12 protein-coding genes are annotated in these 13,027 nt (G+C 68.1%); 2 read left to right on the top strand and 10 right to left on the bottom strand.

Annotation, left to right across the window (positions count from 1 at the left end; translation table 11 throughout):
- Positions 1-42 precede the first annotated feature (42 nt).
- From M3B11_RS06930 to M3B11_RS06910, 5 genes are read right to left on the bottom strand one after another with little or no spacing between them, the layout of a single operon-like run.
- Entirely contained in the window at positions 43-1,179 is a 1,137-nt protein-coding gene (locus tag M3B11_RS06930; RefSeq protein WP_259876014.1) for an acyl-CoA dehydrogenase family protein, read from the bottom strand.
- A complete protein-coding gene (locus M3B11_RS06925) occupies positions 1,176-2,363 on the bottom strand; it encodes an acyl-CoA dehydrogenase family protein (RefSeq protein ID WP_259876013.1) in 1,188 nt (395 codons plus the stop codon). The genes M3B11_RS06930 and M3B11_RS06925 overlap by 4 nt, the downstream gene beginning before the upstream one ends.
- 4 nt (positions 2,364-2,367) lie before the next feature.
- Positions 2,368-3,120: a 3-oxoacyl-ACP reductase FabG gene (fabG, locus tag M3B11_RS06920; RefSeq protein ID WP_259876012.1), complete on the bottom strand. Its 753-nt coding sequence runs from the start codon at positions 3,118-3,120 to the stop codon at positions 2,368-2,370.
- A gap of 46 nt (positions 3,121-3,166) precedes the next feature.
- Positions 3,167-4,372, bottom strand: coding sequence for an acyl-CoA dehydrogenase family protein (locus M3B11_RS06915; RefSeq protein ID WP_259876011.1), 1,206 nt, complete (start codon positions 4,370-4,372; stop codon positions 3,167-3,169).
- A 14-nt stretch (positions 4,373-4,386) separates the two neighbouring features.
- The gene (locus tag M3B11_RS06910) at positions 4,387-5,202 is read right to left on the bottom strand and encodes an SDR family oxidoreductase (protein WP_259876010.1); all 816 of its coding nucleotides are present in this window, start codon (positions 5,200-5,202) and stop codon (positions 4,387-4,389) included.
- 126 nt (positions 5,203-5,328) lie between these two features.
- Here M3B11_RS06910 and M3B11_RS06905 point away from each other — a divergent pair, with 126 nt between their 5' ends.
- Both M3B11_RS06905 and M3B11_RS06900 read left to right on the top strand, forming a co-directional pair.
- A complete protein-coding gene (locus M3B11_RS06905; RefSeq protein WP_259876009.1) occupies positions 5,329-6,831 on the top strand; it encodes a class I adenylate-forming enzyme family protein in 1,503 nt (500 codons plus the stop codon).
- Positions 6,832-6,842: 11 nt separating this feature from the next.
- Positions 6,843-7,517 carry a TetR/AcrR family transcriptional regulator gene (locus M3B11_RS06900; protein ID WP_259876008.1) on the top strand — a complete coding sequence of 225 codons (675 nt, stop codon included), beginning with the start codon at positions 6,843-6,845 and terminating at the stop codon, positions 7,515-7,517.
- A gap of 50 nt (positions 7,518-7,567) precedes the next feature.
- Here the strand turns inward: M3B11_RS06900 and M3B11_RS06895 are convergent, their stop codons facing one another.
- The 5 genes from M3B11_RS06895 to M3B11_RS06875 all read right to left on the bottom strand — a co-directional run bounded on the left by M3B11_RS06895 (position 7,568) and on the right by M3B11_RS06875 (position 13,021).
- Complete coding sequence (locus M3B11_RS06895; RefSeq protein WP_259876007.1) at positions 7,568-8,203, bottom strand: L-threonylcarbamoyladenylate synthase; 636 nt, start codon at positions 8,201-8,203, stop codon at positions 7,568-7,570.
- Positions 8,204-8,491: 288 nt separating this feature from the next.
- Entirely contained in the window at positions 8,492-9,727 is a 1,236-nt protein-coding gene (locus M3B11_RS06890) for an AI-2E family transporter (protein WP_259876006.1), read from the bottom strand.
- Complete coding sequence (gene der, locus M3B11_RS06885) at positions 9,724-11,265, bottom strand: ribosome biogenesis GTPase Der (RefSeq protein ID WP_259876005.1); 1,542 nt, start codon at positions 11,263-11,265, stop codon at positions 9,724-9,726. The genes M3B11_RS06890 and der overlap by 4 nt, the downstream gene beginning before the upstream one ends.
- Before the next feature lie 5 nt (positions 11,266-11,270).
- Entirely contained in the window at positions 11,271-11,936 is a 666-nt protein-coding gene (gene cmk, locus M3B11_RS06880) for a (d)CMP kinase (RefSeq protein WP_259876004.1), read from the bottom strand.
- The gene (locus tag M3B11_RS06875; protein ID WP_259876052.1) at positions 11,933-13,021 is read right to left on the bottom strand and encodes a prephenate dehydrogenase; all 1,089 of its coding nucleotides are present in this window, start codon (positions 13,019-13,021) and stop codon (positions 11,933-11,935) included. Before M3B11_RS06875 ends, cmk begins: the two co-directional genes overlap by 4 nt.
- Positions 13,022-13,027 lie beyond the last annotated feature (6 nt).

Genomic DNA, 13,027 nt, shown 5'->3' with positions numbered 1-13,027 from the left:
TGACGAGGGGCGCCCCGTCAGTCTATTGCGTCTGTGTGATCCTCACCACACGGGAAGCTCAGTGAGTTCGGCCAGGGCTGCGCGGTTGGCTGCCGGATGTCCGAGGGTCAGCTCGCCGGCCTTGGCCCGCTTGAGCAGCAGGTGGATCGGATACTCCCAGGTCATGCCGTTTCCGCCGTGCAGCTGCACGGCTTCCTCGGCGGCCTGCACGGCGACCGGAGCGGCGTAGGCGAGCGCGGTGAGTGCGCAGATCCGGGCCTCGCGCAGATCCTCGTCCCCGCGCTGCCAGTTCGCCGCCGTCTGAGCAGCGTATGTGGCAGCGGCATCGGCCTGGCTGACGGCCAGCCACAGATCGGCGAGCCGATGTTTGATCGCCTGGTAGGAGCCGACCGCACGCCCGAACTGCACGCGGGTGCGCACGTAGTCCAGGGTGGTGGAGAGCGCCTGGGCCGCGGTTCCGGCGAGTTCGGCAGCCAGCGCCACCTGCCCGGCCAGCGTCGCCGCCTCGACCGCAGCCACCGCCTGGGGGCCGGTGGCGACGATCCGTGCCGCTGCGTTCTCGACGGTGATGTCGGCGAGTCTGCGGGTCTCGTCCAGGCTGAGGAAGGGCAGAATGCGTGCCTCCGCGGGGTCGATGACGACGATCGTTGTGTCCTCCCCGCTGCCGAGCACGGCGATGAGATCATCAGCACCTGCTGCTTCCATCACACCTGCGATGGTGCCGCTGACGTGGGCTGTGCCCGCCTCGTCCGCATTCGAGGCGGTGGCTGCCGCCAGTCCGCTGTTCAGGGTCGGGCTGGTGGCCGGAAAGGCGACGGCGGCGTACCGGTCGCCCGCAGCCAGGGCGGCTGCCAGGTCGCGGTCTCCGGCGCGGGTTGCCAGGGTGGTGGCGATGACGCCGGAGGTGAGGAAGCGCAGCGGTGCGGCATGCCGACCGATCGCGTGGGCGACGACGGCGGCTTCGGCGAGGCTGGCGCCGGCTCCGCCGTCTGCTTCGGGGACGAGCAGTCCCGCGAGCCCGAGTTCGCGAGCCCACCCGTCGTTGAGCTCGCGGGAGGCGATGGCAGGGTCGTCGTACACCTCGGCGACGGTGCCGGGGTCGCAGCGTTCGGTGAGGAACGCGCGCACGGTGCGTCTGAGGTCGGCGGCCAGTTCGGTGTCGAGCATTTCGATGGTCATCTGGGCAGATCCTTGAACGGCAGGTCTTTGTCGGTGCGGTGTTCGCCGGGCAGTCCGAGGACGCGTTCGGCGATGATGTTGCGGATGATCTCGCTGGTGCCGCCTTCGATCGAGTTGCCCTTCGCACGCAGGTACCGGTAGACCGGGGTGCGGCCGGTCATCGAATAGTGCTCGGGCCGGCGCATCTCGTAGCTGTCGTGGCGCAGCCCGTCGACTCCCCGCATCCGCACATCAAGGGCGGAGAGCTGCTGGGCGTTGCGCGCAAAGGACAGCTTCGCACCAGACCCTTCGGGCCCGGGCTGGCCGGCGGCGACCTGCTGGGCGGTGCGCTCTCCGAGCATCCGGGCGGCTTCGGATTCGACCCACAGCCGCATGAGCTCGTCGTGCAGCAGCGGATCGCGCACCTCCGGCTGCTCGCGCCAGGCCCGCGTGACAACGCCGAGCATGCCGCCTTCGCGCGGTGCTCCCCCGCCGATCGCCACCCGTTCGTTGTTCAGCGTGGTGTTCGCGATCTTCCAGCCCTCGCCAGGCTCACCGAGGCGCATGGATGCAGGCACCGGCACATCGGTGAGGAACACTTCGTTGAATTCGGCCTCGCCGGTGATCTGGCGCAGTCCGCGGGTCTCGACCCCGGGGGCGTGCATGTCGAGCAGGAAGTAGCTCAGTCCGCGATGCTTGGGCACACTCGGGTCGGTGCGGGCGATGAGGATCGCCAGGTCAGCGTTGTGCGCTCCGGAGGTCCACACCTTCTGCCCGGTCACCCGGTAGGTGTCCCCGTCGCGGACGGCCTTCGTTGCGACGGCGGCGAGGTCGGAACCGGCGCCGGGTTCGCTGAAGAGCTGGCAGACGATCGTCTCAAGCGTGTAGATGCGTCTGAGCCACGTCTTCTGTTCAGCGGTGCCGTAGGCGGCGATAGTCGGGGCGGCCATGCCGAAGCCGATCGCGTTGTCGTGCGGGTCCGGCCGGTGCAGCCCAGCGGCGTCAACGGCGGCATCGGCGTAGTCCTGCAGGCTCGCCGAGACGCCCAGACCGCCGGCGCCGCGCGGGAAGTTCACCCAGGCCAGGCCGTAGTCGTAGAGCAGCCCGGCGTGCGGGGCCCGCGCTTCCGCCTCGGCGCCGGTGAGCCCGGCGGCCGCGGCTGTGGCTGCCGCGACCGCCTCGTCAATGCGTGCGTGTTCGCTCACCAGGTCAGTCCTTGGGTCCGCCGGCGACGTAGATGACCTGGCCGGAGACGAAGCCGGCTCCTTCGCTGGCGAGGAACGATGCGGTGTGGGCGATGTCCTCGGGCTTGCCGGAGCGGGCGACCGGGATCTGGCTGACGGCCATGGCGACGAAGTCGTCGAACTCGACGCCGACGCGCTCGGCGGTCGCCTTCGTCATATCGGTTTCGATGAAGCCCGGGGCGATCGCGTTGGCGGTGACGCCGAACTTGCCGAGCTCAATCGCATACGTCTTCGTCATCCCCTGGATGCCGGCCTTGGCGGCCGAGTAGTTCGTCTGTCCGCGGTTGCCCAGCGCCGAGGTCGAGGACATCGAGATGATGCGGCCGAACTTCTGCTCGACCATATGGGACTGGCAGGCCTTGGTCATGAGGAAGTTGCCGGTCAGGTGGACGTCGAGGACCTTCGTGAAGTCAGCCGAGGTCATCTTGAACAGCAGGTTGTCCTTGATGATGCCGGCGTTGTTGACGAGCACAGTCGGGGCGCCGAGCTCCTCAGCGGTGCGCTGAACGGCGGCGTTGGCCTGGTCCTCATCGGTGATGTCGGCACCGATGCCGATGGCCTGTCCGCCGGCTGCGCCGATGCGGGCGACGACATCGCTGCAGGCGTCTTCGCTCAGGTCGACGACGGCGACCTTCATGCCGTCGGCGGCCAGCCGCTCGGCGATCGCGGCGCCGATGCCGCGGGCGCCTCCGGTGACGATGGCGGTGCGCTGGGTCATAAGTTCTCCTTCAGGTTCGGGGTGTGTGGTCAGGTGGCTGTGCGGGTCAGGATGCGTACTTGCGCAGCTCACGGCGGGCGATGGTCATCTTGTGGACCTCATCGGCGCCGTCGACGATCCGCAGGGTGCGGGCGTGGGCGTACATCTCGGCCAGTGGGAAGTCGTCGGTCAAACCGGCTCCACCGTGGACCTGGATCGCTCGGTCGATGACGCTCAGGGCGACCTTCGGTGCTGCGACCTTGATCTCGGAGATGAGGTTGCGGGCCTCCTTGTTGCCGACCTTGTCCATCATGTCAGCGGCATGCAGGGTCAGCAGGCGGGCCTGGTCGATGTCGACGCGGGATTCGGCGATCCAGTCCTGAATGTTGGCTTTGGCTGCCAGCGGCTCGCCGAAGACCACCCGTTCATGGGCGCGGCGGCACATGGATTCCAGAGCGCGTTCGGCCATGCCGATGGCGCGCATGCAATGGTGGATGCGGCCAGGACCGAGGCGGGCCTGGGAGATCGCGAATCCCTCGCCTTCGCCCTTGAGCACGTCCTTGGCCTCGACGCGCACATCGGTGAAGGTCACTTCGGCGTGGCTTTCGCGGTCGAGGTAGCCGAAGACCGGCAGGGAGCGGACGATCTCGACACCGGGGGCACCGGTGGGCACGACCATCATCGACTGCTGGCGGTGCTTCTCGGCGTTCGGGTCCGTCTTGCCCATGACGATGAGGACCTTGCAGTCCGGGCGGGCGCCATTGGAGGTGAACCATTTGCGGCCGTTGAGAAGGTAGCCGTCGCCGTCCTTCTCCATGCGCATCTCGATGTTGGTGGCATCCGAGCTGGCCACGGCCGGTTCGGTCATCGCGAACCCGGAGGCGATCTCACCGTCGAGCAGCGGGCGCAGGTACTTCTCCTTGTGCTCATCGGTGCCGAAGAGCGTGAGAACCTCCATGTTGCCGGTGTCCGGGGCGTTGCAGTTCGTCGCCTCAGGCGCCAGGTTCGGTGAACGGCCCATGATCTCGGCCAGTGGGGCGTATTCGAGGTTCGTCAGGCCCGGGCCCCATTCCTCGTGCGGGTGGAAGAGGTTCCACAGTCCTCGGGATCGGGCTTCGCCCTTGAGCTCCTGGAGGATCGGCGGGACGGCATGCGGGTCATCCTGGGATGCCATCTGCTCGCGGTAGACGGGTTCGGCTGGATAGATGTGGGAGTCCATGAAGGACTCCAGCTTCTCGCGCAGCTCCTTGGCGCGGTCGGTCTCGTCGAACATCGCTGGCCTTTCTCTCAGGTGTTCTCGTGTGTGCGGGCCTCGGCTTTGAGCCGGGCCTGGTAGCGGCGCATGCCGCGCAGCCATCGGTCGTAGTCGGAGCCCTTCATCTGGAACATCTCGGCGACTTCCGGGTGGGGCAGGATGAGGAACGTGCCGTCGTCGATCGCCCTCATGATGCAGGCGGCGACGTATTCGGGGCTGAGCACCTCACCGGCCTCGGAGACTGAGCGGCTGGCAACGCGTTCGGCGGGGTCCTCGCTGTCGAGCCCGGCCATGAGCAGTTCGGTGCGCACGCCCATCGGGCACAGGCAGGCGACCTGGATGCCGTCATCGCCGTAGGTGATGGACAGCCATTCGGCGAAGGCGAGCGCGGCGTGCTTGGACACGGCGTAGCCGGCCTGTCCGATCTGGGTCAGCAGGCCCGCCGCCGAGGCGGTGGTGACGAAGCAGCCTGCTCCCCTGGCCTGCCAGGTGGGGATGAGCGCCTGGGCAGCGCGGATGTGGGCGCGCAGGTTGATGTGGAGGATCGCGTCCCAGTCGGCGTCGGATTCGCCGAGTCCGCGCGCACCGGCGATGCCGGCATTGGCGAAGTAGAGGTCGATCTCACCGAGTTCGGCGCGGGTGCGGGCGAGGAGTTCGGTGATGCCGTCTTCGGATGCGCAGTCGCCCTGCCAGGCGCGGCAGCCGAGTGCGGAGGCGACCACGGAGACTGTGTCGGCGACGTCGGCGAGCATCACGGAGGCCCCGCGGTCGATGAGCTGTGCGGCGATGGCCTGGCCGATGCCGCCGGCGCCGCCGGTGACGACGGCGACTGCGCCTGAGACGTCCATGGGTGCCCCTTCTGAAGAACTCTCCTGCTGCGTCTGTGATGCAGGTGACATCTCAACTTATAGTTGAGGTGAGCGTCAATTTCAAGAACTAACGAACGAACGTTTACCTCCTGAAAGGAGATCCTCATGTCGCAGGTGTCGCTTCTCGACCCGCTGCTGGAGCACGCGCGCACCCGGCCGGAGAACATCGCGGTGCGCGGCCCGCGCGCCGCTCAGCGCACATCCCTGACCTACCGGCAGTTCGTCGATGCGATCGCCGCTCGCGCACGCCGGCTCCAGGCGGCCGGACTCCAACCAGGTGAGCGCGTCGGCCTCATCGCCCCGACCTGTCCTGAGTTCCTCATCGAGTTCTTCGCGGTCGAGGCCTGCGGGGCGATCACCGTGTGCCTCAATCCCCTTTCAACGGTTCCCGAACTGAGCTTCGTGCTCTCCGATTCCGGCGCCAGCCGCCTCATCATGCACCCGATCTGCCCTGAGGCGGGCACTGCGGCCGCAGAGGCGCTCGGCATCACCGCCGAACTGCTCACACCCGTCGACATGGACGCGCTGCCGCAGGCGAGCCCGGACTTCGCCCCGGTGACCCGGGATCCCGGGGACTGCGTGCTGCTGCTCTACACCTCGGGCACCACCGGCCGCCCGAAGGGGGCGATGCTCTCAGCGCGCACCCTGCTCACCGGCGTCACCGCCGGCGAGACGGTGGCCGGCCTGTCCCCTGCCGACCGGGCCGGCACCGCACTGCCGCTGTTCCACGTCTTCGGGCTCGGTTCGGTGGCTTACCCAGTGCTCGCCAACGGCGCCGCCATCACCCTGCTGCCGCGTTTCGATCCCGATGAGCTGCTGGAGACGATCATCGCCGACGAGCTCACGATCGTCGCAGGCGTGCCGACGATGTGGAATGCGCTCACCTACGCGACTGCCCACGAGGACGTCATGACTCCGCAGCTGCGCTTGGCGCTCTCCGGTGGGGCGGCGATCTCGCTGGACCTCATGCGCGCCTTCCACACCCGGTTCGGCGCGTCGATCACCGAGGGCTACGGGCTGACTGAGACCTGCGCGTTCGGCACGTTCAACGCCGCCGAGGGTGAGGACAAGATCGGCTCGGTCGGCCTGCCTGCCCCGACGATGGACGTGCGGATCGTCGATCCTGCCACCGGTCAGGCGTGCGGCTCGGGACAGACCGGCGAGGTGCGGCTGCGCGGCCCGCTCGTGATGCTCGGCTATTGGAACCAGCCCGAGGCCACCGCTGAGGCGTTCGATGCCGACGGGTTCTTCTGCACCGGGGATCTCGGGTATGTCGATGAGGACGGCTATCTCTTCATCGTCGACCGGCTCAAGGACCTCATCATCCACGGCGGCTACAACGTCTATCCGCGTGAGGTCGAGGAGGTTCTCTACGCCCATCCGCAGGTCTTCGAAGCCGCTGTCATCGGGGCTGCCGACGACCACTACGGCCAGCAGGTCGCCGCTGTCGTCACCCCGATGCCCGGCGCCGAGCTGACCGATGATGAGATTGAGGCGTGGTGCCGGCAGTCGCTGTCGGCCTATAAGGTCCCGCGCATCATCCGCATCGTCGACGGCCTGCCGAAGGGCCCGACGGGCAAGATCCGCAAGCGCTCGATCGAACTGTGAAGGAGTGAGCGATGACCATCCAGCGTCAGCCCGGTGCACCGCTGACTGAGCGCGGCCGCCGCACCCGGCAGGCCCTCATCGACGCGGCGATCGACGTGTTCTATGAGCAGGGTTACTTCTCCACCCGGCTCTCGGCGATCACCGAGCGGGCCGGCTGCTCGACCGGCACGCTGTACACGTACTTCGCCAACCGGCAGGAGATCCTCGCCGCGATCATCGAGGAGTCCTACGCCCCGGTGGTCGCAGCCGATCATGCGTGGGGCGCCCCGGACCATGACCCCGGCACAGACGTTCCCGGTCCCGAGGCGCTCATCGCCAAGATCCGGAAGGCCACTGGAGTGTACGTGCGCCGGTACCGGGACAACGCCCGGGAGGTTGCGCTCATGGATCAGGTCGCTGCGGTCGATCCGGAGATCCGGGACATCCGGCTGGCGCGCAACCGGGTGTTCTACCGGCGCAACAGGCGCAGCATCGAGCAGATGCAGGCAGCCGGGCACATCCGCTCCGACCTCGACCCGGACCTGACGGCCAAGGCGCTCTCGGCGATGGTGAGCCGCACGTGCAAGTCGATCTACGTCGACGAGCCCCAGCAGCGCTACTGCAGCGAAGCAGGCGTCGAGGAACTGGCCGACAAGCTCTCACAGCTGTGGGTCTCGGCTCTCGAGCTCAGCCCCGGGCAGCGCTGAGAGCTAAACACTGGGCTGGGCCCCGCGGCTCGGGCTTTCGGGACTGGCGGTTACGCTTCGTCGATGTCGTCGAAGCGGGAGATGTCGCCGGCGCCGATCCGGCGCACGACCGGTGAGCCGGGTGTGAAGTCGATGACCGAGGTCGGAGTGGTGCCGGGCACGCCGGAGTCGATGATGACGTCGACGTGCTTTCCGAGCGCCTCGGCGACGTCCTCAGCGTGGGTCAGCGGCTCCTCGTGATCGGGCAGCAGCAGGGTTGAGGACAGGATCGGCTCGCCGACCTCCTCGACCAGTGCGAGTGCGGTGGCGTTCTGCGGAATCCGGGCGCCGACCGAGTGCTTCTTCGGATGCATCATCTTCCGCGGCACGTCTTTCGTCGCCTTCATGATGAAGGTGTAGGGCCCCGGCGTCAGGGACTTGATGGTGCGGAAGGCGTAGTTGTCGACGATGACGAACTGGCCCAGCTGCGCGAAGTCGTGGCACATGAGCGTGAAGTGGTGCTTGGAGTCGAGCTGGCGGATGCGGACGATCCGCTCGATGCCGTCCTTGTTCTCCAGCGCGCACCCGAGCGCGTAGCAGGAGTCGGTCGGGTAGGCGACGAGACCGCCATCGGCGATGGCCTTGGCGGCCTGGCGGATGAGCCGCGGCTGCGGGTTCTCAGGATGGATATCGAGTATCTGTGCCATTGGCCAAGTCTATCGAGAGAGGCAGGCTGTGCACACCGGTCTCAGTCCAGCCCGGCAACCCGCCGTCGGGCCATGAGCGTCACCGCGGTGGCGACGGCGACTGCGCGGCCAGTGCTGTGAGGCTGAGATGGGTGCCGTCTGGACGCAGCTTTTCACCTGCCGCCCGGCCAGCGCCAGGAGCACGAGGGCGGCGAGCGCACACACGGCTGCGGCGCTGACGACCCGCAGCAGAGCACTCACGATGATGCTGAGGAGGGTCTTCACGACTGCGCCTTCCTGCAGGGGCGGTCAGTCGAGGTCGATGACCGCACGCTTCGGTGAGCGACCAGGTACTGCCGTTTCACTCATCGTCAGCCCCGGCTGGGAGTCCTCCACCGTCTCGGCGTGAGACTCCTCACCTGAGGTGTCCATCGACTCGCTCGGGCTGGCAAGGAGTGGGGACTCTGCAGCGCGCACATCGGAGGCGACAAGCAGGTTGATCCAGCGGGCGCGCGGGTCGACGTCGACGAGCAGAGCCTTGACCAGCAGGGTCGCCGGCAGGGCCAGCAGCGCACCGAACCACCCGAGGACCCACACCCAGAACAGCAGGGACAAAAACGAGATGAAGGGGGTGACGCCGACGGACTGGCCGGTGAACTTCGGCTGGATGATCGCCTGGATGACGAAGTTGAGCAGGCTGTAGGCAATCACGACCCACAGGGCGTCCCACCAGCCGCCTTCGATCAGCGCCATGATGGCCGGCGGCACCAGGCCGATGACAAAGCCGATGTTGGGGATGTAGTTGGTCAGGAACGCCAGCACACCCCACACGAGCGCCAGCGGCACGCCGATGATGATGAGGGCGACGACGTCGAGGGCGGCGACGATGAGGCCGAAGACGGTGGCGACGACCCAGTAGCGGCGCACGCCGACGGCGAAGGTGTTCATCGCCTCTACGAAGCGCGGCTGCACGCCCGAGGCCAGGGTCATGCGCCGTGGGAAGGCCAGAGAGTCCATGACGATGAAGAAGGTCGCCATGATCGCAGTCGTCACGAGCGTCACGACCAGGGTCGCGTTCGACAGCACTTCGCGCAGCGCGGCGGCGAGCTGGTTGACGTCGAAGTTCGCCATCTGCTCCTTGACGAACTCGGGAGTCAGACCCAGCGATGAGCTGCCGGCGAGCAGGTCGCGGTAGAGCTTGTCGAGTTCATCGGAGTATTCGGGGATGACGAGGACGAGCTCGGCGATCGACCAGCCGGTCAGTGCGAAGAAGGCCGCCACGACGCTGAGCACCAGCAGCACGGTCACAACAGCGGCAGCGGCGGCCGGGACGCGGCGGCGGACCAGCCAGGCCTGCACCGGATAGCCGACGATCACGAGGTTGAAGGCCAGGAACACCGGGGCAATGATGAGCTGGAGGTCCTTGATGAATCCGACGGCGAAGAACAGCCCGGCCAAGCCGAGGACGATGATCGTGAACCGCGGCAGCGCCCACTCGCGGGGCCGGACCGCCTCAGCGGTCCCCGGCCGGCCCGCGCTGGTCAACGTCCCTTCCTCTTCTCCCGGATCCGCATGCTCACATCGATCGGGGTGCCGGTGAAGCCGAAGGTCTCCCGCAGCCGCCGGATGATGAACCGGCGGTAGCTGGGATCGAGGAACCCGGTGGTGAAGAGCACGAACTTCGGCGGCCGGGACGAGGCCTGCGTGCCGAAGAGGATGCGCGGCTGCTTCCCGCCGCGCAGCGGGTGCGGATTGGCAGCTGAGAGCTCGCCGAGGAAAGCGTTGAACCGGCCGGTCGGGATGCGGGTGTCCCAGCCTTCGAGAGCCGCCTCCATAGCGGGCACGAGCTTCTCGGCGTGCCGGCCGGTCTTGGCGGAGATGTTGACGCGCGGGGCCCAGGCGACGTGGCCGAGATCGCGTTCGATCTCGCGTTCGAGGAAATGGCGGCGCTCCTCATCGAGCAGATCCCATTTGTTGAAGGCGAGCACGAGTGCACGGCCGGCGTCGAGGACGAGGCGGATGATCTTCATGTCCTGATCGCTCAGCGGCTCATTGGCCTCCAGCAGCACGACGGCGACCTCGGCGCGCTCGAGCGCGGTCTGGGTGCGCAGGGCCGCGTAGAAGTCCGCCCCGGAGGACTGGCGGGCACGCTTGCGGATGCCGGCAGTGTCGATGAATCGCCACTGCCTGCCGCCGAGATCGACGAGCTCGTCGACCGGGTCGCGGGTAGTGCCGGCGGTGTTGTCGACGATGACGCGTTCGGTGCCGACGAGCTGGTTGAGAAGCGAGGATTTGCCGACGTTGGGCCTGCCGACGAGGGCGATGCGGCGCGGGCCGCCGACCTCTTCGGTCTGTCCGGTCGCCGAGACCTCCGGCAGCATCTCCATGATCGCGTCGAGGAAGTCGGCGACTCCCCTGCCGTGCATGGCGGAGATCGGGTGCGGTTCGCCCAGCCCGAGTGACCAGAGTTCGGCGGCCATGAGTTCTCCGCGTTCGTCATCGACCTTGTTCGCTGCCAGCAGCACCGGCTTGCCGGACCGGCGCAGCATCCGCACGACATGTTCGTCGGTGGCCGTCGGCCCGGTGGTGGCGTCGACGACGAAGACGACGCCATCGGCCATCCGCACGGCGATCTCGGCCTGTTCGGCGATGCGGGACGCCATGCCGCGCGAATCGATGTCCCAGCCGCCGGTGTCGACGAGGGTGAGCGGGCGGCCGTTCCATTCGGCGTGGTAGCTCACCCGGTCGCGGGTGACGCCGGGGACGTCTTCGACGACGGCCTCGCGGCGCCCGAGGATCCTGTTGACCAGCGTCGACTTGCCCACGTTGGGCCGGCCGACGATGGCGAGCACCGGGGCCGGTCCGCGTCCGCCGTCTTCGGCCTCGATGACGCCGTAGGCCTCGAGCAGCTCCCGGTCCTCCTCTTCCAGTTCGTACTGGTCGAGGCCGGCGCGCAGCGAGGCGGCGCGCTGTTCGGCGTCATCGTGGTCGATCGCCTGCACGCGCTCGGGCAGCGAATCGTCGGGGTGCTCGACGAATCCGTCGGCAGGCTGAGATCCGGGCTCCTGTGCAGAGGGTGACATGGTCATCAGGCTTTCTGTGCGGCGGCGACGAGTGCGAGGACTGCGCCGACCGACTGGTCGAAATCGATGTGGGTGGTGTCGAGTGTGTGCACGCCGTCTGCGGCGGTGAGGAAGCTCGTCGTCTGGGCGTCCTTGGCATCGCGGCCGAGGGTGACGTCGCGGGTGGCAGCCACCGCCTCGGCGTCGGCATTGCCGTGGGTCTCCCTGGCGCGGCGGGCCACGCGCACCTCATCATCGGCGGTCATGAGGATGCGGACCGGGGCGTCGGGGGCGACCACGGTGGTGATGTCGCGGCCTTCGACGACGATTCCGGGCTCAGCTGCGGCGATGATCTGCCGCTGCTGCTCGATGAGCTCGCTGCGCGCCTCAGGCACGGCCGAGACGACCTGAACGCTGGCCGAGACCTCTGCCGAGCGGATCTCCTCGGTCACGTCGATGCCGTCGACGGCGACGGTCGGGGCGCTCGGGTCGGTGGAGATCTCCAGGTCAGCGCCGCGGACGAGTTCGACGACATCGCCGGGGTCGGTGATGCCGCGGGTCATGCACAGCCAGCCCATCGCCCGGTACATCGCCCCGGTGTCGAGGTAGGCGTAGCCGAGGTGGGCGGCCACGGCCTTCGAGACGCTGGATTTTCCGACGCCGCTGGGGCCGTCGATGGCGATAACGGTCATTCCTGTCCTTCGTGTTCGATGACGGCTTCGGGAACCCACCAGCCGCGGGAGGTGAGGCCCTCTTCGAGTTCGCGCTGGCGTGCCGGCACGACAGCGACTTCGACACTGCCCAGCTTAACGCCGGTGGCGTGCTCGATCCGGATGTCTTCGATGTTGATGCCGAGCTCGCCGACGTCGGCGAAGAGCTTGCCGAGCATACCGGGGGTGTCGTCGATGAGGACGGTGATCTCGGCGTACTTCTGCGGTGCCTGGCCGTGCTTGCCGGGGATCCGGTCGTAGCCGTCGTTGCCGGCGGTGATCGTCTGCGCGATCGTCGCGATCGATCCCGGTTCCAGGTCGAGGGCGCTGATGAGGGTGTCGAGGTCTGCCCGGATTGCGGTGAGCACGTCGCGGACCTCGGCGGCGTTGCCCGCCAGGATCTGGGTCCACAGGCTGGCGTCGGAAGCGGCGATGCGGGTGACGTCGCGCAGTCCCTGCCCGGCCAGTGCCACTCCGTCCGGCGGCATGTCGACGAGCTGGGCGGCCATGAGGCTGGCCATCACCTGCGGGGCGTGCGAGACGCGGGCGACTGAGGAGTCGTGGAACTCCGGATCGAGGTGGACGACGGCCGCACCGACGTCAGTGGCCAGCGCGACGATCTGGGCGAGGCGCTCAGCCGGGGTGTCGTCATCGGAGCACACCACCCAGGGCCGGCCGACGAACAGGTCGTCGCGGGCGGCGATCGCTCCGGACTTCTCGCGGCCAGCCATCGGATGGGAGCCGATGTAGCGGTCGAGGTCACCGGGTGCGCAGGCGCCGCGCACCTCGTGCAGCAGCACGGTCTTAACACTGGCGACATCGGTCACGGTCGCCCCGGGGAACCGGTCGAGTGCGGTGAGGATCGCCTGTCCGGCCACGTCGGGCGGGGTGGCGACGATGACCACATCGGTGGCCTCAGGTTCGCCGACGGTGCCGGCACCGAGGTCGGAGGCCAGCCGCTGGGCGGTCGGTGACAGGTCGGCGAGCGTCACCGCGTGGCCGGCACCGGTGAGCGCGAGTCCCAGTGAGGTGCCGAGCAGGCCGGTGCCGACGATGTGCACGCGCATCGTCTG

It is taken from the genome of Brevibacterium sp. p3-SID960, assembly GCF_025144725.1.
GTDB lineage: Bacteria > Actinomycetota > Actinomycetes > Actinomycetales > Brevibacteriaceae > Brevibacterium.
The sequence above is the reverse complement of the archived record's forward strand: the minus strand, read 5'-3'. Positions and strand labels throughout refer to the sequence as shown.